Genomic DNA, 25488 nt, shown 5'->3' with positions numbered 1-25488 from the left:
ACGGCCAGATCTTTATTCACCCTTCTTTATTACTCGGCCAAGCGGATTAGGCTGATTGCGCTGTTTTGCCAGCTCAATCTGTTTTTGTCTTTCACGCGCGCCATTGCGGGTTTTCTCGCTGAGTGAATTCCAGCAATGTGGGCAGCTAATTCCCGCGACATAATGTGGCGATTGGCGCTCTTGCTCTGATACTGGCTGGCGGCAGGCGTGGCAGAGGTCAAAATCGCCCTCGCTTAAATCGTGGCGAACGGTGACGCGGTTATCAAATACAAAGCAATCGCCATTCCACTTGGTTTCTTCTTGCTTAACCGTTTCCAAGTATTTAAGAATGCCGCCTTTTAGGTGGAATACTTCTTCAAAACCCTCACCCAGCATATAGCTAGAGGCTTTTTCGCAGCGAATACCGCCGGTGCAAAACATGGCGACTTTCTTGTGCTTAGCGGGGTCGAAATGCTGCTTAATATAATCTGGAAATTCGCGGAAACTCGCCGTTTTAGGATCAATAGCGCCTTCAAACGTGCCAATTGCCACTTCATAATCATTACGCGTATCGATCAGCAGTACGGTCGGATCGCTAATCAGCGCATTCCAATCCTCCGGCTCTACATAGGTGCCAACGGCTAGATTTGGATCCACACCTGGCACGCCTAGGGTAACGATTTCTTTTTTTAGCTTTACCTTGCTGCGGTAAAACGGCTGCTCATCGCAATACGATTCTTTATGATCAATATCGATAAAGCGCGCATCGCTTTTTAACCACGCCAACAGGCCATCAATACCGGCACGCGTACCCGCCACCGTGCCATTAATCCCTTCCAACGCCAGCAGCAAAGTGCCTTTAACCTCGTTATCTAGCATGGATTGCAGTAAAGGCTCTTTTAGCGCTTCAAAATCAGCCAGCGTTACAAATTTATACAGCGCAGCCACCACAATCGGCTGAGTATGGGTTTGGGTCATTGCTTTATCTCCAGGTGGTCATCCGCGTAAAGGATGGACCGTCAATTTGAGGGCGGAGTTTACCCGATGCAGGGTTTGATCTCACCCTCTATAACGCTTTTTACTTGCCAAGCGGCGGCTAAGTGGGGCAGGCAAAACAAGCAACAAGCGCAATCTGGCCTTGCTATAAGCCATGCACAGGAGCTAACTTTATAGAGTGACACTGCAAATTAAGCAGGTGAGCTGTGATAGATGGCTTGGCGTCTATAATCTGGGGGGATAAAAATGGCCATGCCAAGCATGAAAAAGATCTTTGTTTCTAGAGCATTATTTTTTGTACTGCTTATGCTGTTGCTTTATGTGTGTATCTATATTTTTAACCAAGCGGGCGAGCAGCTTTTTATTGCCCAGCAGCAGCAAAATTCAGCAATTCTTTTTAGCCAGCAATTACGTATAGATCCACAGCAAATAGAAAAAAGCAGAGGGGACAATTTTATTCAACAAACGGGCTTTAGCGCACAAGAAATAAATTTAATTCAAACGATAAGTAAATCAGATATTAAAGGATTAGCCAATTTATCTGAGCAATTAATAAAAAATGCTCAAAATAGACCTAACATTGCCCAATTACATAGCAAAAAACAAAATTTATTTTATATTGTTAGCCTAGCCACGCTACTTACTGGTGTTTTTTCATTAATACTTATTTCACAAACCTATCTGGGAATTATTAATAGAATTGGCTGTGGCCCTGGCGAAGCGCGGCGCTTGATATTGGATGTGGTAGCGGGTGATTTGCGTGGTCAATTTTCATCCTCACATGAAAACAGCCTGCTATTTGCCCTGCATAGCATGGTTGAAAAGCTCAATGAAGTGCTGATAGATATCTCGGCAACATCGCATTTGCTAGCAAAAACAGCGCATATCATTAATTTATCGGCCAAAGACTTAACTTATAACGCAATGGAGCAAGCCACCAGTATCGAAGCCACCAGTGCTTATTTAGAGCAGCTGACCGCCACCGTGGCACAAAACAATGAAAACACCCGCATTACCGAAGATATCTCCACTCATTCATCCAAAAATGCCATTGCCGGTGGTGAGGCGGTTAAAAAAACCGTGCAAGCGATGCGAGAGATTGCTAGCAAAATCCGTATTATTGATGATATTGCCTATCAAACCAATTTGCTGGCACTGAACGCCGCCATCGAGGCCGCCCGCGCAGGCGAGCAAGGCAAAGGCTTTGCCGTGGTGGCTGCCGAGGTACGCAAACTGGCCGAACGCAGCCAAACTGCCGCGCAAGAAATCAGTATTTTAGCGAGCAACAGCGTAGAGCAAGCCGAATGTGCCGGTAAGCTATTGAATGAAATCGTGCCATCCATTAGAAAAACCGCTGACTTAGTCCAAGAAATCGCCGCCGCATCCAGTGAGCAATTTATTGGTATCGAGCAAATTAACCAATCCGCCACCAAATTAAATATCGTCACCCAAGCCACCGCCATGGCCGCAGAGAGTTTATCCACCACGTCGGACGAGCTATCCTTACACGCGCAAAAGCTGGAGGATGTGATTGGATTTTTTAAGATGAAATAAAGCCCGCTATTTCAGCTGAGCACACAACACCAGCTCAGGCACTGGGATTTCCATCATTTTAATGGCCGCCCTATCCATCATTGGCACGGCCAAAATTGCCAGCGCCGCACAGCCAAACCACACACTATGCCCGCCAAAATGGCTGTAAAGCTGGCTGCCAAACACCGGTGAAATCAGCATGCTGCTGCTCCAGCACACACCATACAGCCCAAAGTAATGCCCGCTTTTGCGCCCCTCGGCACGCTGCATCACCAACACGCTCATGGTGGGCATAAATAGAATCTCGCCTATTGTCCAAATCACCGTAGAGATGCAAACGTATGCCAAGCCAGAGCCAAACGGCAACATGCCCAAACCCAACGCCAGCAAAATGGCCCCAACCGCCAATTGCCCACGCTCGCCCCAGTGCTGGGTGGCGCTGGTGAGCGGAATCTGTAAAGTCACCACCAGCAAGCCATTAATCGTAAACTACCAGCCCAAAGCCCCCGCGCCCATGTGGTAAAAATCCAGCAGATAATTACCCAACATGCTGTTAACCGTTTCATAAGCCAGCCCCAGCATCATACCCGCCAGCAAAAACGCCATAAATGGCCCATCGGCATAGGGTGATTGCTGCGCCGTATCTTGCGCGGCCTCTGCCCCGCCCACGCTTGGCAAAGGCAAGCTGCCCCAGTGGCGCAAGGCCCATAGCAGCCACGCTGCGGCAGAAAACGACATCATGGCGCTGGCCACAAACACCAAGCGATAATCCCAATGCGCCAGAACCCCACCCAACACCCCAGCAATCGCCACCGCCAAATTCACCGCCACTCGGTTTAAAGCTTGCGCCCGTGGCCGCTCTTCTACAGCGCAGTTTTCCATCACCAGCCGTTGATACAGCGGCCGCGCCCCGCCATCAAACACCCCGCCCAAAAACAACACCAGCGCCAACAGCCACACCGAATGAATCAATGTAAGGCAAAGCAGCGCCACACCACTGGCTAACATAACCCGCACGGCCAGCTTACCCGTTGAAAAATGATCGCTCAGCACACCAATCGCGTAAGAACCCAGCAATAAACCCGCCCCACTACACGCCAACAACCAGCCTATAGTATCAATCGAAAACCCCAGCGATTCTCGCAAATACAAGGCCATAAACAGCTTAACCATCACCCCAAGCCGATTCACAAACATCGCCCCCGCCAAGCCCCAAGCCATCACCGGCAAGCCCGATAAGCGGTTTTTAAACGAATTAAATGAAGCAAGCAGCATAAGGCAGGCCCTCCAAGATAGACCTGCATACTACGCCGATGCTTACGGCATATAAATATACAATTCAGGTGTTATCAGGAAATACAGGGGGAGGATTCAGATTAGAGCCAGCAGAAACACAGCATTTCATCCCTATAGCAGAGCAAACACCATGCAGATTAAAAACATCTTTGACCACAGCAGCCCACCGCCAACGGGCGAGCGCTTTGAGCCATTACACAGCCAGCCCGGCCTAACGATAGAGCGCATCATCAGCTCGCCCCGCATCGCCCACACCGAATACAGCCAGCCCCAAGACGAATGGGTACTGCTGCTACAAGGCGAGGCCAAGCTGGATGTAGCGGGCGAAACCATCGCACTGCAAAGCGGCGATTACCTGTTTATCCCAGCCCTTACCCCACATACCGTGCTGGAAGTCAGCGACGGCGCAATTTGGCTGGCGGTGCATATCGGGGGGGGGTATAGCGTAAACGCCCAGCTTCAGACAAAAAAAATACTTGTTCAGTTTTCGGTTGGTGCTCTGCGTTCGATTTCCGTACTGTATGCGGCATACATGGAGATGCAGATGAATTTTGATACTTTACACCAGCAAGCCACGCCACTTTTATTATGCAATGTATGGGATGCAGCCAGCGCCCAAGCGGCGCAGCGAGCTAATTATCAAGCGATAGGCACATCCAGCGCGGCGATCGCGGCAATGCTCGGCTATCCAGATGGCGAGGCTCTGACTTTCGCTGAATTGTGTTATATCGTCGATCGAATGATTGCGGCTTGCGATTTACCACTTACAGTGGACATCGAAGCAGGATATAGCCGTAATCCGGCGCAGATTGCCGAGCATATTCTCGCGCTGGCAGCTCGCGGCGTGGTAGGAATTAATCTGGAAGACAGCATCGTATCAGATCAACGACATTTGCTCTCTATTGATGAATTTTGCGCCAATTTAAGCCAAATACGCCGCATTTTGCAGCTTAAAAACTGCTCCCTGTTTATTAATATTCGTACCGATACTTTTTTGCTGGGCAAAAAGCAGGCCTTGCAGGAAACAATACAACGCGGCCTTGCGTATCAGGCGGCGGGAGCCGATGGTTTGTTTGTACCTTGTATTAGCAGCGCCGCCGATATTGCGGCCATCACGGCGGCGGTAAGTTTGCCGCTCAATGTAATGTGCATGCCAGAATTGCCCGATTTTGCAACACTGCAAGCTTTAGGCGTGAAGCGGATTAGCATGGGTAATTTTGTTTTTGCCCAAGCGCAGCAACAACTTAGCCATCTATTTAGCCAGATCAATTCAACTCAATCTTTTACGCAGGTGTTTGAAAATGCGCATTGCGGATGAGCAGCAAATCGACCGCTACTACCAAGCCTTGCTCGATCGCTCGCCCGAGTATGTGGGCAGCTTTTTTGTTGGTGTAAAAACCACGCTGGTGTTTTGCATTGCCACCTGCCGCGCCCGCAAACCCAAGCGCGAAAATGTTGAGTTTTACACTGGATTTAAAGACGCGCTTGATGCGGGTTATCGTCCGTGCAAAATTTGTCGCCCCACCGAAAATGCGCATTCCGCGCCACCGCAAGTACAGCAAGCTTTGCAGCTGCTAAGGCAAAATCCAAAGAAAAAAATAAGTGACGATCAGCTGCGCGAACTGGGGATTGGCCCCGAAATATTGCGCCGCTGGTTTGGCAAACACTACGGCATGACTTTTCAGGCCTTTCAACGCATGTTGCGCATCAACACCGCGCTGGAAGAATTAAAAATCGGCAAAAGAGCGCTGGAAACCGCGTATGAATCGGGCTACGAATCACTGAGCGGCTTTGCCTATACCTATAAAAAACTCATCGGAACCAGCCCCATGCAAAACACCGATTCCGCGGTGATCTTGATTCACCGCTTCACCACGCCATTGGGGCCAATGTTTGTGTGCGCCAGCCAGCAAGGGGTATGCCTGCTTGAGTTTGTAGATAGGCGTATGTTGGAAACCGAATTCAAAGATTTACAGCGCCGACTCAAAGCCAAAATTATTGCAGGAGAAAATCACCATACCCAGCAAGCCGAGCGTGAAATGGCCGAGTATTTTACCGGCACACGGCAGACTTTCTCGGTGGCGCTCCATACGCCAGGCACGGATTTTCAACAAGCAGTGTGGCAAGCATTACTCACCGTACCCTTTGGGCAAACGGCATCATATCAAGTGCAAGCCAATGCCATTGGCAATCCACAGGCCGTGCGGGCGGTGGCATCAGCCAATGGCCACAATCGCATCGCAATTATTATTCCTTGCCACCGCATTATCGGCAAAGATGGATCGCTCACCGGCTATGGCGGTGGGCTAGAGCGCAAGCGCTGGTTGATCGCACACGAGCAGCAACACGCAGCGCCCACTGCCACGTCTTAAGTGAATTTGGGCGGCGGAGCATATGGGGGAGGTGGTATATAGAAATTGGGGATTGGGTTTGCGCTGATGCTGAGTGGCACGGTACAGCGCTTAGCAAAGCGGGCAACGATGCTTTGTGAAACGATGCTGGCTTGGCACTCGCTGAACATAAGTTTTCTTGTATTTTAATCCGGCTAAAAAAGCGTCATCCCCGAGTGGCTTTATCGGGGATCCAGCAGTGCCGCAGGATTCTAGCCTGCGCGGGCATGACGCCCAAGGTTTGCATTATTAGAGAACTTATTACGGAGTATTTATCAGCAGCATTTACTGCTCATAAGCCTTCAAAATAAGGGGCTTGGCTATCTCAAAATCTTGCTGATTTGCAATACCCAGCTCTAGATTACCCGTCCCCCAATGGCCAATAGCGCTCACATCTCGGCCATTAGCAGGCATGGAATGCAAAGTAGGGTCTAAATGCAAAAACAATAACAAACGGCCCTTTTGCAAAACAATGGAAGCAAAGTTTTTTAGCCGTTTAAATGCGTAATACAGCTTTAATTCCCTGCGCTGCACATCATCCCCTAGCGACAGAATATAGTCTTCTAAAGAAGCCAACAGCTCGCGCATCTCATCGCTTAGCTCTGGTAACAGCTCCGCAACACTTTTATCGCTGCCCCGAATTTTCGCCAAACTCACCATTGGGGCAGCCTGCACATTGGGCGTATTCGCCGCCTCCAGCAGCAATAAATCCTCACCAAACAAGCGATAGCGCACCAACTCAATCTGCCGATTCATTTGCTGCACTGCATGGGCGTCGTACTTAGTAAAATCCGCAGCAATACAAATCACCCGTGGCCCACTCCAATCAATAGCATCAGCCAACGGTTTGTCATAGCGCTCCATGACCAGTAACTTAAATTCAGCCTGATGATCCATCAGCCAATTTAAATAAAATAAACCCTGATTAATCACGCTTTCAGATTGCGAACGCTTGTATTCAATAATCACCGGGCAATTATTTTCATCCAGCCCCAGCGTATCAATCCGCCCACCATGCGTTTTACCCGTTGCATATTCAGAAGCAATAAAACGCACCCCCAATAAAACCTCTAAATTACGCTCTATCAGTGTTTGTAGCGGCTTTTCCAAATCTGAAGCATGGCCTTTTAAAGGCAGCGCTTTATGCTGGGAAAGTTGAAAAAGCTGGATATCACTCATGCTTGTTTCCTATTGTGCTTGAATGCTGTTTATTTAAATCACGAATGGCAGCTATATTTTTGATCCTCAGGGGAGTGCTTCTTCAGCCAATCACGCAATTCCTGTAGATCGGCAAGATCAACCTCATCGCCCATCGTGCCGTCATCCTTAACCCACTTCAGTCGCTGATCGTCTTTGGTTAAGAAAAGCACTTTGCCGTAATACAAAGGAATGCGACGTGCTTTGCGCTCGGCATCTTTCAAACTTTCCTTGGTTTCTACCAAGCGAATCAGTGGCTCATCACCCGGATCATGTTCTAAGCAAACGATAAAATCTGGGTAGAAAAAGTGCTTATGCTCCGCACGCACAACACGAACTGCATACCGCTTACCCTCGCCAGGAGGATTACGATGCCACCACGCTACAAAATCGCTTCGATCTAAAGATTTAGCGAATGCGAGTTCTTCTGTATTCAGCGAAAAGCTCTGGTCATATTTGCCAGTAATATAAGCATCTTCAGTAAGCGGCCATTCTTGATCACGCAGTAAGCGCATCGCATCAGGCAACAACAACTGATCAATTTTGCTTAGCTCGTCAATGCTAGGGGGCAGCACCCCATAGATATTTCTAGGGGATGCCTGTAGCGGCAGTGCAATCGGAAAGAGCATTGCATCAGGCAATCGGCCAGCTTCTTCTAACTGAGCTTGCTGGCTAACAATTTTATGCAAATCCACGGCAAGTCGATCAGCCTCGCTGCGCGCAACCCAATTAGCAGCATCTCGAATCACTCGCTTTAGGTTTTGCTCATCCAGCACTAAATGTTGAGCGGACAGAGCATCCAGCAATGCAGGTGTAATACGCTGCACAAACGTTTGCAAAATAATGACGACATCCGCTTCTTCGGTCTGCGGCAACATATTAAGCAACTTGCTACGCGCTTCCCTTGCCAGCGCCGCACGATCGGTAATGACTTCAATGCTTTCCGAGTTCTTCACACCGGATATCAATTCAGTATGCAGCTCCTGCGCCTGCAATTGATTCAATGATGCACGTATAGCAGTAGCCACCACCTTGTCACTCAAAACAATATCTTGAGCCACCAATCGGCTTAACTCGCTCATTGCCAAAAACTGTGGGCGGCCCTCACGCTTCAGAGCTGCGGGTAAATTTCTTACATCTTCACGCCGGTGATAAGCCTTAATCTCATGCCCTGCAAAATGCGCCATCAACTCAACGGGGTTCACTGGCATCGCAGCTTGAACTGTAGGTTTACTGTCAGGCGCAACAATCACCAGATCCAGCTCTGGCAGCTCTGTATCTAAGAACAAATCTAATTGCGGGGTGGCTGGCGTGCTTAATGGCCCAACAGGCTCTGCTGAAGGAAAATCTCGAACCGGAGTAATGTCATAGCTGATCGGCAATTGAGAGCTTGGCGTATTAGTCAATACAATCGCACCAGAACTCGTTCTACGCTCAACCAGCTTCGTGGTTTCCCCTTCCAACTGACTTTTCACCAAGCCAGCCGTTGCAACAGCAGCAGCAAAGCCTTGTTGTGCATCGGCATTAGCTAAATACACAAACGCGGTATTAAACCATGACGGAATATCTTCCAGCTTGGCATAACGATTACGGATGGCAGATGCAACCCGCATAACACGGCCAATAAATTGCATTGCAAAATCAGGGTCATTCACGGCTTTAGTCGATGCCAAAACAAACGCGCGCGGTGCATCAAATCCTGTCCCAGCAGATTGCTTAAAGATCAGCACTTCCTTGCTTGCATCAGCAGCAATCGCCGCCATTAATACAGGGTCTGGCGCGTCGGCAGAGTGCTTACCAATGGCAGCGGGCGGCACTTTGCACAGCTCAATCAATTCACGCTCAACGTCGTCGATGGTTTTTTCACCGTTAGCAACCTGAATCAACAGCAACGGCGTGAGCGGAATCCCCGCTTTGGCCAGCTCAGCTTTTAACCATTGATTACGCGCCCAAGCCTGCCGCACCACGGTTTGCTTTAAATCGGCCACCGAACTGAATATCGGCTTCCTGATATTTATCCAGCTGCAAATAAGCAAAGCTACCGCCAAGAGCAGGTTTATTACCATAGCCCTGCATTACGCGGCGCACGCGCTCCGCGCACACATCGCGGCAGAGGTTTTTGTTTGGCTCTTTAGTCGTAGCTTCAGTACTGGAACACAGAATAAACCGCCGCTTGCCCTCATCCTCGGCATTCAACTCCAATACCGCCTGCGCAGTCGTACCGGAACCGGCAAAGAAATCCAGCACGATGTCATTGGGGCGGGTAGCTTGCTGCAATAGATTTTTGATTAACGAAAGTGGTTTGGCGTAGTTGAATACTTTAGTTCCAAAGAAACTCAGAATATCGCGTGCCCCCTCTTGGTTGCTGCCCACAATAAGACTATCTGCTTCATCATTATCTTTTTCAGAAGATGGTTGGATCCAACTGGAGATTGGTTTTGTCTCACCAGCTAGGTCTTTTTTGTAGCGTTTGAATCTTGGTCTTCCAAAGCCAATTTTTTTACCTACCCAAAATGAAAGATCGGGCAAATCTCGGCGGAGCATTTTTGTCGCCCCTGTTCCTGGTACATTTCCAGAGTCGATTGCTTCTAATAAATCCTCTATTGAGTGCCACTCTTCCACTTGCTGTTTTTTTGGGAACAAAACCCTTTTATCAAGAATAAATTCCTCCATTGTTTTTGAACGTAATTCCGCTGCTTTTTTTTTCAATTCCGAGCTATAAACCCAAACTCGCTCGGGGTTGCAGGGATACCATATCCCCGTTGCAGGATCTTGTATCGGATAGTAAAGATTAGGCCTTTCAATAAAATCTTTTGCACAAGACAATGTGTCGGATGACCAATCACCATTTGGATCATTATCCTCATTATAATATGTTGCATAACTACGTTGGGCTCCCGCAAAAGCAAAGCCACTATTCGCATAAATGAGGACATGCTCATGATCTACTGAAATAAATGCGCCTTTAGCATCATTTGACCCTTGGCGTATTTTCCAAACGAAAGAACCTACTCTCCGACCTGGCATCACCTCTTCCATCAACAATTCCAAGCGCGAACGGTTTTCGTCATTGATCGACAGCATGATGACGCCATCGCTCGTCAACAAATCACGGGCCAAACACAGGCGTTGATAGAGGAATTCCAGCCATTGCGAATGGCGGTAGCGATCATTCGCGCCCACATAATGATCGTTGTAAACCCAGTCTTTATTGCCCGTGTTATAGGGCGGGTCGATATAGATCACTCGGACTTGCCCACGGTGCGTGGCGCGCAATAGCCGCAGCGCGTCGAAATTATCGCCTTCAATAATCAAGTGGGGCACCACGCCTGCTTCAGGCAAGGCGTGCGAGTGTTCGGGCAGCAGTCGCGGAAAAACCAGATCGGCATTCATTGCGGCATCGCGCTCGATCAAATTAGCCTCCCAGCGCAAGCCTAGCTTGCGCTCGGTAAGATGCTCAACCAGCAATCGGCGTAATTGTTGTTCATTAAATTGATCGAGTTGCTCTAACAGGGACTGCTTGCTCATTTTGGCTTACTTGCATTGAAAAACGATGAGCAATGCTAATCGAAAAGCCCCGCCAACCCAAGCTCTATATGGATTTTGGCATTCTTAGCGCCAACAAAAAGGGGCGCAATATGCGCCCCTTTTTAAAATCATAGGTTTAGCAAACTACCCCATCAAATATCCACATTCCGCGCAATCATCGCATTCTGTTCGATAAATTGACGTCGCGGTTCTACTTGATCACCCATTAGGGTGGTAAACACCGCATCCGCACCAAGAGCGTCTTCTACGTTTACTTTCAGCAGGCGGCGGACGCTGACGTCCATGGTGGTTTCCCAGAGTTGTTCTGGGTTCATTTCCCCTAGCCCTTTATAGCGCTGGATGGCTACATTGCGGCGGATTAGGCCGAGTAGCCATTCGATAGCGTCTTTAAAGTTGCTCACAGCTTAGATTTGCTCGCCGCGTTTTACTTTAGCGCCGTCACCCAACAGACCATCAAGCAGGTAGGCGGTTTTGCGCAAAACCGCCAGATAACTCGAACAGCCCCACCAATGGCTACCAGTGGATGAAGTAAATAATCAAATACCCATCAAGTACAAAATAAAATGCAACCAATTGATTTTAAATAACTTTTAATATTTAACCCGCCATTAACGCTCTGCCTATCAAATACCCATCAAGTAAATCAAGCCCAGCATGGAACATACTTACGTAGCTTAGGCGGGGCCAATTCATCATGCAGCTTAATGACTTGAGCACTAAGCGCCTCTTTAAGTAAGCGCGAAGCAGTTGCACTATTTTTTGCCTCAATCCCAAACCGCTCACGCAGCGAGGTATTCGTCATAAATTCACGCCTAACATAGCGCAGACAGGCGTGAAGATAGACTGCACGAATACGATCCTCACTATCCATCTTGGTTAGCGCCCTCGGCGCAAATAGGGTACTACGCATTGAATCACCCGTAATTTCAAAGGCCGGAGCAGGCAATTGATAAAACTCGGTTTGAAACACAACTTTATCAACACCACTGCCACGCTCTTCACAAATCCCAATTCTTCGCATCAATGAAGCAAGGCTTTCGTTCCGTGACCGAGGCGGGCTATCTAACAAGCGCGTTGGATCGAGCAATGGAATGCCAGGGTTGGTGATTTCCATACGATCATCAAAAATCTCTACCATGGGGCCACTACCAGAAATACTGAAATCCTGATGAATAATCGCATTTGCCACCAACTCACGAATCGCCAGTTCAGGATAAACCGGCACCGCTTTACGTAAAGCTTGCCCTATCACCTCATTAACAGCTAGTAAGCCATTAATATACTCAATTAAGCCTTCAAAACCGGCAGCGTACCCTTTGTTCCTTCTTGCTCTCGTAAAGTGGTAATACGCCCCATACCCTGATAAACGATGACCCGAACAGCCTTGCGCTGCAAACGACCAAACTCAGAGAGCTTTTTAGCAAACAGCACCGCCCCCAAATTAAAAATCCGCCAATACCCTCCGCCCATTGACTCAATCAATCGATCAGCAGCCAAAGCATTAAGAATGACATCTCGGCCATTTGGTAATGGCTTATCAAGCAAATCAAAATAAGCAGAGTAATCCAGCAGTTTAAGCACTTCATCAGCACTTACTTTCTCTACAGCTGGCAGCATCTCAAAAGGAGTTGCATCCAGTATTCGCCATAATTCACGCTCTTTTTCAGCAAAATCTTTCAAGCGCTTCATATAAGAGCCAATCCGCACAAACGATGAGCCCTCAAATTGCACGGGATGCCGAAACGCTCGGTCAATCTCAAGAATCACGATATCCACCTCATCCAGATGGACCTGATAAAAACGAAAGCCAATTTTTGGTGAAAGTTGGCGCAACAGCCAGCTTTCTAACTCTTCATTTCCTTTGCGCTTAGTCTTCGGGTTAAAGGTAGTACCCAGCAAAGCATGACTAACATCATCGATGCCCCACAACATATAGGCGCATGCCTTTCCATCAAGGGCCGCTGAATTAGCTAATGCGGAAATATATTCACCAATGCGCTGAGGCTCAGCATCATTATGCTTAAACTCTAACCAGCCTGTTTCACTTGGTAAACCAATCAGCTCACGAACCAAGCTCTGTAAATACTGCTCATCCCGAGTCATATCAGCACCATATCCTTGCATAATTACTCAGCGAATATCATCAACATGATTACGCTATCGAGATAAAACACGCATACCCCGACCTAGCCCAAAAACTGCTTATATTAGTTACTAAAAAATACCCCCTATCACGGAAGCATTAATTATTCAGAAGCCCTATATGCACAAAGACCCCAAATGGAGTCTTTGTGGCCTTACTTATCTCAGAGGCAATTGCCTCTCCCCCATCAAATATCCACATTCCGCGCAATCAGCGCATTCTGTTCGATAAATTGACGTCGTGGTTCTACCTGATCGCCCATCAGGGTAGTGAATACCGCATCCGCACCTAGCGCGTCTTCTACGTTTACTTTCAGCAGGCGGCGGACGGTGACGTCCATGGTGGTTTCCCAGAGTTGTTCTGGGTTCATTTCGCCCAGACCTTTATAGCGCTGGATGGCTACGTTGCGGCGGATGAGGCCCAGTAGCCATTCGATGGCGTCTTTAAAGTTAGTTACTGCTTGGATTTGCTCGCCACGTTTTACTTTAGCGTCGTCACCCAAGAGGCCCTCGAGCAGGTCGGCGGTTTTGCGCATTTGCGCGTAGTCGCCAGAGAGCAGAAAGGCTTCGTCTAGGTATTGAATGGTGCTTACGCCGTGTTGGCGGCGCGATACTTTCACTACAAACGCTTCTTCCGAGCGATTAAAGCTAAAGGTGTAACGTGGGCTGTTTGGCGTGGCCACTTTATCCAGTGCCGCCGTCAATAAATCAACGCTGCGCTGTGCATCGGCTTCGGTGCTTAGCATTAAGACTGGCAGCGAGATCATGGCTTGCAGTACTGCGGCATCGATAAAGCGGCTATGCCTATCAATAACGGCTTCAGAGGCAAAGTATTGACGGGCCAGTTTTTCTAGCACTTCCCCGGCAATCGCTTCCTTGTCTGAGCCTGGCAATAGCGATGCGCCGTTTAAGGCTTGGCGCAGCAGGTATTGTTTTAACTCGGCTTCGTCTTTTAGATACGATTCGCTCTTGCCATGCTTGATTTTGAATAGTGGCGGCTGGGCAATATAGATATAGCCGCGCTCTACCAGCTCTGGCAGTTGGCGATAGAAGAAGGTGAGCAGCAGGGTGCGGATGTGCGAGCCATCCACGTCCGCATCGGTCATGATAATGATGCGGTGATAGCGCAGTTTATCGATATTAAAATCGTCTTTACCAATCCCGCAGCCAAGGGCGGTGATCAGTGTGCCTACTTCTTGGCTAGAGATCATTTTATCGAAACGTGCGCGTTCTACGTTTAGGATTTTACCTTTCAAAGGCAAAATCGCTTGAAACTTACGATCGCGGCCTTGTTTGGCCGAGCCACCCGCAGAATCACCCTCAACGAGGTAAATTTCAGATTTTGCGGGGTCTTTTTCTTGGCAATCCGCCAGTTTACCCGGCAGGCCTAGGCCATCTAATACGCCTTTACGGCGAGTTAGCTCACGGGCACGGCGGGCTGCATCGCGGGCGCGGGCGGCATCCACAATTTTGCCGCAAATAATTTTGGCGTCACTTGGGTTTTCTAAGAGGAAATCGGCCAAGGCTTGGCTGATGACTTCGCTGACAACTGGGCCAATTTCGCTAGAAACTAACTTATCTTTAGTCTGGCTGCTGAATTTTGGATCAGGCATTTTCACCGATAGCACGCAGGTCAAGCCTTCGCGCATATCGTCGCCTGAGGTTTCTACCTTGGCTTTTTTGGCGTGATCGTTTTGCTCAATATATTGATTGAGGGTACGCGTCATCACCTGGCGCAGCGCCGTCATATGGCTGCCGCCGTCCCTTTGCGGGATATTATTGGTAAAGCATTGCACGGATTCTTGGTAAGAATCATTCCATTGCATCGCTACTTCCACAATCATGCCGTCTTTTTCGCCAACCGCATGGAAAATATGTGGGTGCAATACGGATTTATTGCGGTTCATATACTGCACAAAACCGCTTACACCGCCTTCATAGGCAAAGTTTTCTTCTTTACCGTGGCTGCGATCTAGCAGTTGGATTTTTACACCATTATTCAGGAAAGACAGCTCGCGAATACGCTTTGCCAGAATCTCGAAGTGGTATTCAACCAGGCCAAAAGTCTCGATCGAAGCCATAAAGTGTACTTCGGTACCACGACGCTCGGTGTCGCCAATCACGGCCAGCGGCGCAACCGCTTCACCTTGACGAAACTCCATGCTATGCGCTTTGCCATTGCGGCGAATAGTCAGCTTCAGCCAGTCAGATAGTGCATTCACCACCGATACACCCACACCGTGCAGCCCGCCAGATACCTTGTAGCTATTCTGGTCAAACTTACCACCGGCGTGCAGCTCTGTCATGACGATTTCGGCGGCAGAGCGCTTAAATTCGTCGTCTTCTTTGATATCCGTTGGGATACCACGGCCGTTGTCTTCCACGCTAATGGAGTTATCGGCATGAATAATCACTTTAATAGTGTCGCAATGCCCTGCTAACGACTCGTCAATGGCGTTATCCAGCACTTCGAACACCATATGGTGCAGGCCGCTGCCGTCCTGTGTATCACCAATATACATGCCCGGACGTTTCCGAACGGCTTCAAGACCTTTCAGAATTTTAATGCTATCGGCGCCATATTCTTGTTGCTCAGACATTGCTAATTCCTTAAATCAACATACGAGCTTGGCCCATTTTTGGCCAAGCTAAATTTTTATAAAGATGTACGCAGTGTGTTCAAGCCCAAAAGCTTGAAGCAAAGCCAATCAAAATCATAAAAACAGTGCGAATTATTCTTCGCAACAGGCCTAAATCTAACATCTTACAAATGCAAAAGGCCGGGGCAACCCCGACCTTACTCGTAAACTTACCGAAGCTAGATACGCATTGGCATCACAATGTATTTGAAATGCTCGTTATCTGGAATAGTAACCAGTACCGAAGAAGTGACATCGCCAAAGGAGAAATGCAGCGTTTCAACCGATGTATTGGTCAGTACGTCCAGCAGATATTGGATGTTAAAACCAATATCGAGTGGCGCACCGCTGTAAGCCACTTCAACTTCTTCTTGGGCTTCTTCCTGCTCATTGTTATTACACATGATCTTAAGCAGGCCGTCGGTAAGCACTAAGCGCACACCACGGAATTTTTCATTCGATAAAATCGCAGCGCGTTGCATAGAGGCCAATAACATCTGGCGCTCAATCAACAGGCCTTTATCATTGTTTTGTGGAATCACGCGGTTATAGTCGGGGAATTTACCGTCCACTACCTTGCTGTGAATCACAATATTGCCAAAAGCAAAGCGCACTTGATTGCTGGCGATATCGATGGTGACTTCGTCATCCGAATCGGCCAGTAATTTGTACAGCTCTAAAATGGTTTTGCGCGGCAAGATCACTTCGTTCTTAGCAAAATCACCAAGGATTTCAGCTGAGGCAAAGGCTAAACGGTGGCCATCAGTGGCAACCAGTTTCAGCAGATTGCCTTCGGTAACCATAAACAAGCCGTTCAAGTAATAACGGATGTCTTGGTGCGCCATCGTAAATTGCGTACGCCCAAGCAAGGCTTTTAACTGGCCCTGTGGCATACGGATCGTGGCGCGCAAATTGGTATCTACCGCAAGCTGCGGGAAATCAGCCGCGGGCAGCGTTTGTAGATTAAAGCGGCTTTTGCCTGCCTTAATCGTCAGACGGCCATCAGCCTCTTCCATACTAACCACGGTTTTATCCGCAATAGCACGCAAGATATCAGACAGCTTTTTAGCCGCAACTGTAATGGCGAAATCATCGCCAGAAAAGCCTTCCGCCTGACGGCTACTGATCTGAATTTCAAGATCGGTGCCGGTAAAAGACAGGGCGTCACCATCCTTCCTGATCAACACGTTCGAGAGGATGGGCAGGGTGTGCCTGCGCTCAACAATACCGGTGACCGTGGCCAGCGGCTTCAGGAGCGCATCGCGTTCGGCTTGCAAGAGTTGCATGGCGCCTCGTTCCGAAAAATGGGTTTAACCGCAGGATTCTAACCGATTTACAGCATGTGTAGGGAATGAATGGCGCTTCGCCATGTTAAATAAGCACAGCAACATCCAAACTTACAAAACCCGCCGTTTTTTATACAAAACGCATAAACGCACATTGTATTTAAACAAGCGGTAGTGCAGCAGTGGCAGCATCAGCCGCCACGCTAAGGATTAACTACGCAGCATTTGCAGCAGCACACCGTACTGGTGAGCAATTTCGCTATCGCTACCGCGCATTTCTTCAATGGTACGGCAGGCATGCAGCACAGTGGTGTGATCGCGCCCGCCAAAAGCTTCACCAATTGCCGGTAAAGACATTTGGGTAAGCTCTTTAGTCAAGGCCATGGCAATTTGCCTTGGCCTTGCAATATCCCGAGTGCGCTTTTTAGAGTGCATATCTGCAATCTTGATTTTATAAAAATCTGCGACCGTTTTCTGAATATTTTCGACCGATACCTGACGGCTGCCAGACGCCAAAATATCTTTCAGCGCCTCTTTAGCTGCATCTAGTGTAATCGGCTGATTGGTAAAGCGCGAATAAGCCAATACCCGTTTCAGCGCACCTTCTAGCTCTCGCACATTAGAGCGGATATGTTTGGCCACAAAAAACGCCACATTGGCATCGAGCTTAAAGTTTTCACGCTCGGCCTTTTTCATCAAAATCGCCACGCGCATTTCTAGCTCTGGCGGCTCAATCGCCACCGTTAAGCCCCATGAAAAACGCGAGGTTAAACGCTCTTGCAAGCCGTCAATTTCTTTTGGATAGCGATCCGAGGTAATAATAATTTGCTTGTGCGCTTCAACAAGGGCGTTAAAGGCGTAGAAGAATTCTTCTTGGGTTTTATCTTTGCCCACAAAAAACTGAATATCGTCGATCAGCAGTAAATCTAGCGAATGGTAGTAGCGCTTAAATTCGTCAAACGCTTTGTGCTGGTAGGCACGCACCACGTCTTGCACGTATTTTTCGGCGTGAATATAACGAATCTTTGCACCAGGATTGCGCTGATGCACATAGTTACCAATCGATTGAATCAAGTGAGTCTTACCCAAGCCTACGCCACCGTATACAAACAGCGGGTTGTAGCTTACGCCTGGGTTTTCTGCCACTTGAATGGCCGCAGCGCGTGCCAACTGGTTGGCCTTACCGGTAACCAGCGTTTCAAAAGTAAAATTAGGATTAAGCCGCGTGGTTTCATGATTAGCCGCCGAAGCGCTGATCACGGCCTTGGCGGGCGCAGGCTTAGCAACACCGCCCTCTTGGCTGCTGGCTTGTAAGGCAGCCACCGGCCTTGGCATTACACCAACACGCAAAGCAATAACTGGCGCATCGCCACCTATGGCAAAAGTTGCCGCGGCTTCTTCAATCATTCCAAGATAACGATCACGGATAAATTGTAAAAAGATCTGATTCGGCACGATCAGGTTTAAACCCTCATCGGTCATTTCTACCGTAAGCGGTTTAATCCAAATACGAAACTGGTCCGCGCCCAAACGACGCTCCAACTCAGCAAGGCAGTGGGGCCAGCAATTTTCCAGCACAGACATAGGGGTATCCTGTTCGCCGTGATCTGCAAAGATACAAAACAGCCCCACACTGGGGCTCACGACGAAAGCGGTGATGTTTTCAAAAGAGAACGAGGGGCGATTGTACCGCTTCACCCACGACTTATCCACAGCCCGATTATGATGCCGCTTAATAAAATACATTGACACAAGGCCATAGAAGGCATATAAACGGCGGTTTACTTCGATTTTGTTTGGCAGGGATCCAATATTATGAAACGTACATTTCAACCTTCAGTTATCAAACGCAAACGCACTCACGGTTTTCGTGCCCGCATGAAAACAGTTGGCGGCGTTCGCGTTGTTAACGCTCGCCGCGCAAAGGGCCGCAAGGTTTTGACCGCTTAATTGCGGGCATAACCTTGATGCTAAGCTTTGTTGGGACACTCCCAAACTGGTTTTGCGCGCAATATGCGCCTGCTAAAAGCGGATGAATTTTCATCCGTTTTTAGTTTGCGCTGTTCTTCTTCCAACGATTTCTTTCAAGTACTTGGCAAGCCCAACGGGCTAGATCACGCTAGGCTTGGCGTTGTCGTCGGAAAAAAAACAGACAAACGGGCAGTTGGCCGCAATTACATCAAACGCACAGTGCGAGAAACATTTCGCCTGAACGCAAATAAAGTAACCGGCATCGATCTGGTGGTACGTGCACGTCGACCATTTGGGCGAAAAGAAGGCGCTGCAGCACGTGAAGCACTTATTTCACTGCTCGGCAAGATTCACAAATGTCGAAAATAATCGTCGCACTACTGACACTTTATCGGTTTACTATTAGCCCGCTCCTTGGGCCCCGCTGTCGCTACACGCCAACTTGCTCCCAATACGGCATTGAAGCTGTTACACGCTACGGTGTGATAAAAGGGAGCTGGCTAACTATTCGCCGGCTGTGCCGTTGCCACCCTTGGGGTGGATGCGGCCATGATCCGGTACCATAAATCCGCATACCATTTCGAGCACCAATGGATACCAAGAGACTCATCCTCTTTATCGCGTTGTCATTCGGCATCCTCTTCTTCTGGCAGAAGTGGATGGAACAGCGTTACCCTCAAATAAAAACCACGCCTGCTGCTACAGCAAGCGCCACCAATGGCTCTACACCCCAAGCTGCCCCAGGCCAAGCACCTCAAGATGCTGGCAGACTGCAACGCGGTCAGCGCATTACGGTAAAAACCGACCTCTTCAATGCTGAAATCGACACCACTGGTGCCGATCTTCGCCGTGTAGAGCTGCTTAAGCATGGCATGATTGATAATGCTAAAAAGCCATTTGCACTACTACAAGACGAAGGCGAGCATATCTATGTAGCCCAAACCGGCTTGATCGGTGCTGGCCTGCCTACGCATAAAAGCACCTTCACCAGTACCCAAAGCGCTTACCAATTGGCCGATGGTCAAAATGAAGTTGCGGTTCGTTTGGAAGCTGCGGGCCCAGATGGCGTAAAAATCGCTAAGGTGTACACCTTTAAGCGTAATAGCTATCTGATTGATGTGAAGTACGAAATCGTTAACGGCACAAGCAAGCCTTTAACCGCATCGGCTTACTTCCGTCTGCTTCGTGATGGTAAAACACCTGAAGGTAGCGGCGGCCATATGGGCGCAACCACCTTTACCGGCCCCGCTGTTTACACCGATAAGAAGAAATTCCAAAAGGTGGACTTCAGCAAGCTAGATAAGGGTGAAGGCGATTATGAGCAAACTGCCAAAGACGGCTGGGTTGCCATGCTGCAACATTACTTTGCTACTGCATGGATTGTATCCCCAGTGGGTGCACCTGCTGTAGGCGGTGCAAATGGCGTTCGCTACGAGCTGAAAAAGCTGCCAGATGGCTTGTACTCTGCGGGTGTAATTGTCGATTTGCCAGCGGTTGCGGCCAATGCCAAGTACGAAACAACCGTGCCATTGTTTGTTGGCCCAGAAGAAACACGCGTACTTGAAACCGTATCGCAAGGCTTTGATCTGATTAAAGATTATGGGATTTTCACCATTTTCTCTAAACCTATCTTCGCCGTGATGGATTTCATTCACAAGATAGTAGGCAACTGGGGTTGGTCGATTATTCTACTGACCATGCTGATCAAAGCGATGTTCTTCCCACTCGCCGCCGCCAGCTACCGCTCAATGGCTAAAATGCGCAAGCTTGCACCGCGCATGGAACAGCTTAAAGCTAAGCACGGCGACGATAAGATGAAGTTCCAGCAAGCCGTGATGGAAATGTATAAAACCGAGAAAGTGAACCCGCTAGGTGGTTGTCTGCCGATGCTGGTGCAAATTCCTGTGTTTATTGCACTCTATTGGGCACTGCTGGCATCGGTTGAATTACGCCAAGCGCCGTGGATGTTCTGGATCACTGACTTATCAGTGAAAGATCCTTACTACGTACTGCCAGTATTGATGACGATCTCGATGTATATCCAAACATCGTTATCGCCACCACCGCCGGATCCGATGCAAGCTAAGATGATGAAGATTATGCCGCTGATGTTCAGTGTGTTCTTCTTCTTCTTCCCTGCCGGTTTGGTACTGTACTGGGTCGTTAATAACGTGATTTCCATTACTCAGCAATGGTTTATCACGCGCCAGATTGAAAAAGCAGATAACGATAAGCCTGTTAAGCTAGCTAAAACTTAATAAGCCATTCGCCTCAATAACGCCGCCTTCGGGCGGCGTTTTCATTTCAGAGCAGTCGAGTTTTTGTGATGACAACACAGCACATCCATGCCGAAATTGAGCAATTTTTTAATAGCTACTGCCTTGCTTACAATCAGCAGAATAGCCTGAGCATTGCGGCGCTATTTGCCATGCCTTCAGGGATTGCTCAGCATGGGCAATACACACATTTTTCTAGCCCAGATGCCACGGCAAACAATATGCAAGAACTTTGCCAGTGGTATACAGAGCAAGGCTTTTTAAAGGCTAGCTTTAAAATTAATCAGCTATTTTTGCAGGGCACTCAACACGCCATTGTAGATATCGATTGGCAAATTGAGCGCAAACAGCCAGCGCCGTGGCAGTTCCATACCACGTATAATCTGATTCAGACACCACAAGGCTGGCGCATCCTGCTTTGTACCGCTTATGAAGAAAGTTTCACTTAATCCCCACACCGAGTTCGCCATGCTCTACACCCCCGATATCATCGCAGCTATTGCCACCGCCCCCGGTCGAGGTGGTGTGGGCGTTATTCGTATTTCTGGCCGCAATCTGGGCGATATCGCCGATCAACTGATCGGCAAGCCACTTAAACCCCGCTACGCCCACTTTGCCCGCTTTAAAGCAGCAGATGGCAGCGTAGTGGATGAAGGGATTGCGCTGTACTTTCCTGGCCCCAACTCTTTTACCGGCGAAGACGTGATCGAGCTACAAGGCCACGGCGGGCCGATTGTGATGCAAATGCTGTTAGCACGTTGCATTGAGCTGGGTGCACGCTTTGCCGAAGCAGGGGAGTTCAGTAAACGTGCCTTCTTAAACGATAAAATGGATTTGGCCCAAGCCGAAGCCGTTGCCGATCTGATCGACGCCCAATCTACCGCAGCGGCAAAATCAGCGCTTAAATCACTGGATGGTGCATTCTCGCGTGAGATTCATGTACTGGTTGACGAGCTCATCACCCTGCGCATGCTAGTTGAAGCCACGCTAGACTTCCCTGAAGAAGATATCGATTTTCTGGAAGCCGCCAATGCCCACGGCAAATTGCTAGAGCTACAAAGCCAGCTACAACGGGTACTTGGCACCGCCACCCAAGGCAAAATGCTGCGTGAAGGCGTGCATGTTGTGCTCATTGGCCAGCCAAATGTAGGTAAAAGCAGCCTAATGAATGCGCTAGCAGGCGAAGAAATCGCCATTGTTACCGCCATTGCTGGCACCACCCGCGATACGGTGCGAGAGCTGATCCAGCTTGATGGCGTTCCTGCACATATTATTGATACCGCAGGCTTACGTGACACCACCGATACCGTTGAGAAAATCGGCATTGAGCGCACTTGGGCAGCCATTGCCAAGGCCGAACTCGCCCTGCTGCTGATCGACAGCCGCGAAGGCATCACTGCAGACGATCAAGCCATCTTGGATAAACTGCCGCCACAACTACCGGTGCTACGGGTATTCAACAAAATTGATCTAACCGGTGATGTGCCAGGCATCGTGGCCGATAATGAAATCCACGTTTCGGCCAAAGCCGGCATTGGCTTAACTGAGCTGCGTAGCAAGCTACTCACCTTGGTTGGCTGGCACGGCAATGACGACAGCGTGTTTATCGCCCGTGAGCGCCATCTCAACGCCATTCGCCGCGCGGCAGCCCACCTTGCTACCGCTGATATCGCTTATTTGCAAATTGAAATCTTTGCCGAAGAGCTACGCCTCGCCCAAAACGCACTCAGCGAAATCACAGGGCAATTCACTTCCGACGATTTACTTGGTGTGATTTTTAGCCGCTTTTGCATTGGAAAATAGAAAGAGGTTTTCGGGGGTTCGCCACCGTTCATAAATCCCTGAAAAATCCAGTATTTACGCCACCTCATCGTTCAAGACCGTTCGCCCTCTTTGCCCAGCCAGAATGCGGCTTAAGCGAAACTCCACCAGCGGGCGCTGTGGCTGCGTTCCTGTCTGCGCCTGCAAAGGCCCTGCCACCTGCTTAATTAAAACTAGCCTTCCTACTTCCGGTCCTCAGCCGAGAGGTGCGGCTGGTGTGGCGGCAAGTGCTGAATATTATTGCGGACTTTTTAGCATGCTCACATGAAGATAAAGTGTTTCTGTTTGCCCAAATAGAAGACGCTGGCTTTTTAGCGGCGGTGCTGGCGATAGCGAAGGGCTAGCAATTGGCCTCGGCCAAATCATTGACTTTTTTAGAGCCGCCCATTCGCTAATCAAAATTGCTGGGCTAATCGGAATATTTGGTGGATTAATTCAAGCATAGTGAACTAAACAAACATTACGCCTGATGTGAGTTCCTCGCTAAACCTGCCATAACCGGAGTCTCGACGGAGTATGCAAACTTGCCAGTTATTGATTCGCGCTAATTAACTGGGCTGGAATTTAATAAATGGAATTTTTCCATTGGAATCTGGCTGGATGTCTTCAACTTTTTCGATGAAGAAATTAACCGTCTGATCAACACCATTGCTTCGTAGTAGTTTTTCCATGTTAATTTCACACTTAGCAATGCATTCATTCGTTCCCACAATCAATGCCCTTATCGAATTTTCTCCGATAAGCATTTGAGATTTATATATTCCGGAAGAAAATAAAAACAACGAGTACAGAGCCAAATAAAATAGCTCTACCTGCTCGCCTTTATTTCCTTTGAAAAAGATAGGTTTATTATTTCTTCCAGAAACACCATCAAACGTCATTTCTCCATACTTATTCATTTTACTGACAGCAAGATCGCCAATATCATACCGAATAATAGGCTGGCTATAATTAATAAAATTAGTAACCACAATCCGCCCTAACTCGCCATCTTTAGCAGGCTCATTATTCTTATCCAAAATTTCAACATTACAAATATTATGATATAAACGATAGGGATTTTTATTTTTTTTCACCCCCATAATTAAACATTCAGAAGCACCATAAGAATTACTAACTTCACAATTAAATGCTTTGTTAATTCTTTCAGCATTTTCCTCTGTTAATATCTCACCCGACAACACTATTTTTTTAGGAGAAATAGTAAGCACACCTGATTCTTTATATGGAATCAAGGAACAAAACACACCGGGATATGAAATAAGCTGTTCAGGACTAAATTCATTCAACTCATGAATTATTTTATCTATTGGCAACAAAAGAGAAATTTCTTTAGTTTCAAAAATTGATTTAGGCAGATTTTTAATAAATGCGACACCTGCACTACGGCCTTCCACCGCACCCAGCATTGCTATTTTTGTCTTTCTCCCTAAAAGTATTTTAAATGGTTTAGAATTATATAAAAAAGTATTAAATACAAGCGTCTTAAAATCATTAATGGCCAGTAAAACAGGCATTTTTAAACCTAATGTGCCTGATGTTGTAAAGCAAATATATTTATTCTGATACGCTTTTTCTGTGCTGCCATTATAAATATAATCAAACACCTCATCTTTATTCAGTGTCTTGTCTGTAAAAACATCCTGAATATTTTCTACAATATCACTTTTTTTAACTACAGGAAGTTGCTCAAAGGTCAAACTTCGAAGATCTTTTTCTAAAATACCATGAGCAAAGAATGATTTTCTATAAAATAACGAGTTGTGAAAAGCATAAGTACACATTGCTCTCATTTTTCTTGTTTTTATTTTTTTTATTAGATGAACTTTTAGTTTGTTATTAAAAAAACCAAGAAAATATATGGATTCAATAAGCATAAATTCAAATACATGTTTAATGATATTCATTACTTTTTCCTTTGCTAAAGTTAAACTGCCTCCGACAAAGCCGGATGTTTATTGCTGGGCCGCCTCGAAAGCAATTCTATTCACTTAAAAAAATACAAAAACATCACGTTTTTCGTAAACGCAGCTTGGGCCGCACAGATTTACAACTGGCGCTTTCGCGGCTAAAGCCGCTCCCACGATGTAGATACGTACATAAATAGAATGATCTGAAACCCGACAATCGCGTTGCATCGGTTATTCAAGGCATGAGCAGAGAGCGGGGAGGACTGCATTTCAGCACGAACACATGGGGTTGTGCGGGCTTGAGAGTGAGTCTTGCTCATGTGGATGCAAGGTAAACGTGACAAAATCCGATCATGCATGATGCCTCTTGCAAGAAAAAAGGGCCCGCCACGAACAGGGAAACGATTACCCGAAACCCGCCAAATGACGAGTTTCACAGCCCATATCGGTGCATCAACAGCGCAACAATAGCTTAAAAAGTCTTACAAAATACTTTCCAAAAA

21 protein-coding genes and 1 pseudogene are annotated in these 25488 nt (G+C 47.9%); 9 read left to right on the top strand and 13 right to left on the bottom strand.

The window, feature by feature from the left end; genetic code table 11:
• Nucleotides 1-12: 12 nt before the first annotated feature.
• Complete coding sequence (locus tag R6242_RS11475; protein WP_318426894.1) at nt 13-957, bottom strand: rhodanese-related sulfurtransferase; 945 nt, start codon at nt 955-957, stop codon at nt 13-15.
• Between the two features lie 279 nt (nt 958-1236).
• On the opposite strand from R6242_RS11475, the gene R6242_RS11470 reads away from it, so the two are divergent.
• Complete coding sequence (locus R6242_RS11470) at nt 1237-2529, top strand: methyl-accepting chemotaxis protein (protein ID WP_318426892.1); 1293 nt, start codon at nt 1237-1239, stop codon at nt 2527-2529.
• A gap of 6 nt (nt 2530-2535) precedes the next feature.
• On the opposite strand, the gene R6242_RS11465 is transcribed toward R6242_RS11470, so the two are convergent.
• Nucleotides 2536-2991 (bottom strand): MFS transporter, encoded by a 456-nt coding sequence (locus R6242_RS11465; protein ID WP_318427001.1) that lies wholly within the window; start codon nt 2989-2991, stop codon nt 2536-2538.
• A 6-nt stretch (nt 2992-2997) separates the two neighbouring features.
• Nucleotides 2998-3783 carry an MFS transporter gene (locus R6242_RS11460; RefSeq protein ID WP_318426890.1) on the bottom strand — a complete coding sequence of 262 codons (786 nt, stop codon included), beginning with the start codon at nt 3781-3783 and terminating at the stop codon, nt 2998-3000.
• A gap of 151 nt (nt 3784-3934) precedes the next feature.
• On the opposite strand from R6242_RS11460, the gene R6242_RS11455 reads away from it, so the two are divergent.
• Together R6242_RS11455 and R6242_RS11450 are read left to right on the top strand one after the other, a co-directional pair.
• Nucleotides 3935-5122, top strand: coding sequence for an isocitrate lyase/phosphoenolpyruvate mutase family protein (locus R6242_RS11455; RefSeq protein WP_318426889.1), 1188 nt, complete (start codon nt 3935-3937; stop codon nt 5120-5122).
• The gene (locus R6242_RS11450) at nt 5106-6176 is read left to right on the top strand and encodes a methylated-DNA--[protein]-cysteine S-methyltransferase (protein WP_318426886.1); all 1071 of its coding nucleotides are present in this window, start codon (nt 5106-5108) and stop codon (nt 6174-6176) included. Before R6242_RS11455 ends, R6242_RS11450 begins: the two co-directional genes overlap by 17 nt.
• Nucleotides 6177-6479: 303 nt before the next feature.
• On the opposite strand, the gene R6242_RS11445 is transcribed toward R6242_RS11450, so the two are convergent.
• The 9 genes and pseudogenes from R6242_RS11445 to dnaA form a co-directional block, all read right to left on the bottom strand.
• Nucleotides 6480-7373: a DUF5655 domain-containing protein gene (locus R6242_RS11445; protein ID WP_318426884.1), complete on the bottom strand. Its 894-nt coding sequence runs from the start codon at nt 7371-7373 to the stop codon at nt 6480-6482.
• Between the two features lie 38 nt (nt 7374-7411).
• Complete coding sequence (locus tag R6242_RS11440; RefSeq protein WP_318426882.1) at nt 7412-9379, bottom strand: hypothetical protein; 1968 nt, start codon at nt 9377-9379, stop codon at nt 7412-7414.
• Nucleotides 9333-10919 (bottom strand): site-specific DNA-methyltransferase, encoded by a 1587-nt coding sequence (locus R6242_RS11435; protein ID WP_318426880.1) that lies wholly within the window; start codon nt 10917-10919, stop codon nt 9333-9335. The genes R6242_RS11440 and R6242_RS11435 overlap by 47 nt, the downstream gene beginning before the upstream one ends.
• Before the next feature lie 152 nt (nt 10920-11071).
• Nucleotides 11072-11419, bottom strand: a pseudogene (gene gyrB / locus R6242_RS11430) (DNA gyrase subunit B); the annotation flags it as partial.
• 164 nt (nt 11420-11583) lie between these two features.
• A complete protein-coding gene (locus R6242_RS11425; RefSeq protein WP_318426878.1) occupies nt 11584-12192 on the bottom strand; it encodes an ATP-binding protein in 609 nt (202 codons plus the stop codon).
• A gap of 35 nt (nt 12193-12227) precedes the next feature.
• A complete protein-coding gene (locus tag R6242_RS11420; protein ID WP_318426876.1) occupies nt 12228-13043 on the bottom strand; it encodes a helix-turn-helix domain-containing protein in 816 nt (271 codons plus the stop codon).
• A 227-nt stretch (nt 13044-13270) separates the two neighbouring features.
• Nucleotides 13271-15682 (bottom strand): DNA topoisomerase (ATP-hydrolyzing) subunit B, encoded by a 2412-nt coding sequence (gene gyrB, locus R6242_RS11415; protein ID WP_318426874.1) that lies wholly within the window; start codon nt 15680-15682, stop codon nt 13271-13273.
• Between the two features lie 218 nt (nt 15683-15900).
• Nucleotides 15901-17007 carry a DNA polymerase III subunit beta gene (dnaN, locus tag R6242_RS11410; protein WP_293933604.1) on the bottom strand — a complete coding sequence of 369 codons (1107 nt, stop codon included), beginning with the start codon at nt 17005-17007 and terminating at the stop codon, nt 15901-15903.
• A 210-nt stretch (nt 17008-17217) separates the two neighbouring features.
• Nucleotides 17218-18591, bottom strand: coding sequence for a chromosomal replication initiator protein DnaA (dnaA, locus tag R6242_RS11405; RefSeq protein WP_293933602.1), 1374 nt, complete (start codon nt 18589-18591; stop codon nt 17218-17220).
• A gap of 231 nt (nt 18592-18822) precedes the next feature.
• Here dnaA and rpmH point away from each other — a divergent pair, with 231 nt between their 5' ends.
• The 6 genes from rpmH (at nt 18823) to mnmE (ending at nt 23057) form a co-directional block, all read left to right on the top strand.
• The gene (gene rpmH / locus R6242_RS11400) at nt 18823-18957 is read left to right on the top strand and encodes a 50S ribosomal protein L34 (RefSeq protein ID WP_293933600.1); all 135 of its coding nucleotides are present in this window, start codon (nt 18823-18825) and stop codon (nt 18955-18957) included.
• A 63-nt stretch (nt 18958-19020) separates the two neighbouring features.
• A complete protein-coding gene (gene rnpA / locus R6242_RS11395) occupies nt 19021-19347 on the top strand; it encodes a ribonuclease P protein component (protein ID WP_293933598.1) in 327 nt (108 codons plus the stop codon).
• Nucleotides 19335-19544 carry a membrane protein insertion efficiency factor YidD gene (yidD, locus tag R6242_RS11390; protein WP_318426868.1) on the top strand — a complete coding sequence of 70 codons (210 nt, stop codon included), beginning with the start codon at nt 19335-19337 and terminating at the stop codon, nt 19542-19544. Before rnpA ends, yidD begins: the two co-directional genes overlap by 13 nt.
• 24 nt (nt 19545-19568) lie before the next feature.
• On the top strand, nt 19569-21236 hold the full coding sequence (gene yidC, locus R6242_RS11385) for a membrane protein insertase YidC (protein ID WP_318426866.1): 1668 nt from the start codon (nt 19569-19571) through the stop codon (nt 21234-21236).
• A gap of 68 nt (nt 21237-21304) precedes the next feature.
• Nucleotides 21305-21703: a hypothetical protein gene (locus R6242_RS11380; protein WP_293933591.1), complete on the top strand. Its 399-nt coding sequence runs from the start codon at nt 21305-21307 to the stop codon at nt 21701-21703.
• A 19-nt stretch (nt 21704-21722) separates the two neighbouring features.
• Nucleotides 21723-23057, top strand: a complete 1335-nt coding sequence (mnmE, locus tag R6242_RS11375) for a tRNA uridine-5-carboxymethylaminomethyl(34) synthesis GTPase MnmE (protein ID WP_293933610.1) — start codon at nt 21723-21725, stop codon at nt 23055-23057.
• A gap of 566 nt (nt 23058-23623) precedes the next feature.
• Here mnmE and R6242_RS11370 read toward each other — a convergent pair.
• Complete coding sequence (locus R6242_RS11370) at nt 23624-24982, bottom strand: hypothetical protein (protein ID WP_318426864.1); 1359 nt, start codon at nt 24980-24982, stop codon at nt 23624-23626.
• Between the last annotated feature and the right edge of the window lie 506 nt (nt 24983-25488).

The organism is Iodobacter sp. CM08 (genome assembly GCF_033446605.1).
In the GTDB taxonomy this organism is placed as follows: domain Bacteria; phylum Pseudomonadota; class Gammaproteobacteria; order Burkholderiales; family Chitinibacteraceae; genus Iodobacter.
The sequence above is the reverse complement of the archived record's forward strand: the minus strand, read 5'-3'. Positions and strand labels throughout refer to the sequence as shown.

Excerpts from the sequence above, each read along its gene's own strand:
- R6242_RS11475 (WP_318426894.1), bottom strand. The coding sequence starts at position 957 with ATGACCCAAACCCATACTCAGCCGATTGTGGTGGCTGCGCTGTATAAA.
- R6242_RS11470 (WP_318426892.1), top strand. The coding sequence starts at position 1,237 with ATGAAAAAGATCTTTGTTTCTAGAGCATTATTTTTTGTACTGCTTATG.
- R6242_RS11460 (WP_318426890.1), bottom strand. The coding sequence starts at position 3,783 with ATGCTGCTTGCTTCATTTAATTCGTTTAAAAACCGCTTATCGGGCTTG.
- R6242_RS11455 (WP_318426889.1), top strand. The coding sequence starts at position 3,935 with ATGCAGATTAAAAACATCTTTGACCACAGCAGCCCACCGCCAACGGGC.
- R6242_RS11450 (WP_318426886.1), top strand. The coding sequence starts at position 5,106 with ATGCGCATTGCGGATGAGCAGCAAATCGACCGCTACTACCAAGCCTTG.
- R6242_RS11445 (WP_318426884.1), bottom strand. The coding sequence starts at position 7,373 with ATGAGTGATATCCAGCTTTTTCAACTTTCCCAGCATAAAGCGCTGCCT.
- R6242_RS11435 (WP_318426880.1), bottom strand. The coding sequence starts at position 10,919 with ATGAGCAAGCAGTCCCTGTTAGAGCAACTCGATCAATTTAATGAACAA.
- R6242_RS11420 (WP_318426876.1), bottom strand. The coding sequence starts at position 13,043 with ATGACTCGGGATGAGCAGTATTTACAGAGCTTGGTTCGTGAGCTGATT.
- gyrB (WP_318426874.1), bottom strand. The coding sequence starts at position 15,682 with ATGTCTGAGCAACAAGAATATGGCGCCGATAGCATTAAAATTCTGAAA.
- dnaN (WP_293933604.1), bottom strand. The coding sequence starts at position 17,007 with ATGCAACTCTTGCAAGCCGAACGCGATGCGCTCCTGAAGCCGCTGGCC.
- dnaA (WP_293933602.1), bottom strand. The coding sequence starts at position 18,591 with ATGTCTGTGCTGGAAAATTGCTGGCCCCACTGCCTTGCTGAGTTGGAG.
- rpmH (WP_293933600.1), top strand. The coding sequence starts at position 18,823 with ATGAAACGTACATTTCAACCTTCAGTTATCAAACGCAAACGCACTCAC.
- rnpA (WP_293933598.1), top strand. The coding sequence starts at position 19,021 with ATGCGCCTGCTAAAAGCGGATGAATTTTCATCCGTTTTTAGTTTGCGC.
- yidD (WP_318426868.1), top strand. The coding sequence starts at position 19,335 with ATGTCGAAAATAATCGTCGCACTACTGACACTTTATCGGTTTACTATT.
- yidC (WP_318426866.1), top strand. The coding sequence starts at position 19,569 with ATGGATACCAAGAGACTCATCCTCTTTATCGCGTTGTCATTCGGCATC.
- R6242_RS11380 (WP_293933591.1), top strand. The coding sequence starts at position 21,305 with ATGACAACACAGCACATCCATGCCGAAATTGAGCAATTTTTTAATAGC.
- mnmE (WP_293933610.1), top strand. The coding sequence starts at position 21,723 with ATGCTCTACACCCCCGATATCATCGCAGCTATTGCCACCGCCCCCGGT.
- R6242_RS11370 (WP_318426864.1), bottom strand. The coding sequence starts at position 24,982 with ATGAATATCATTAAACATGTATTTGAATTTATGCTTATTGAATCCATA.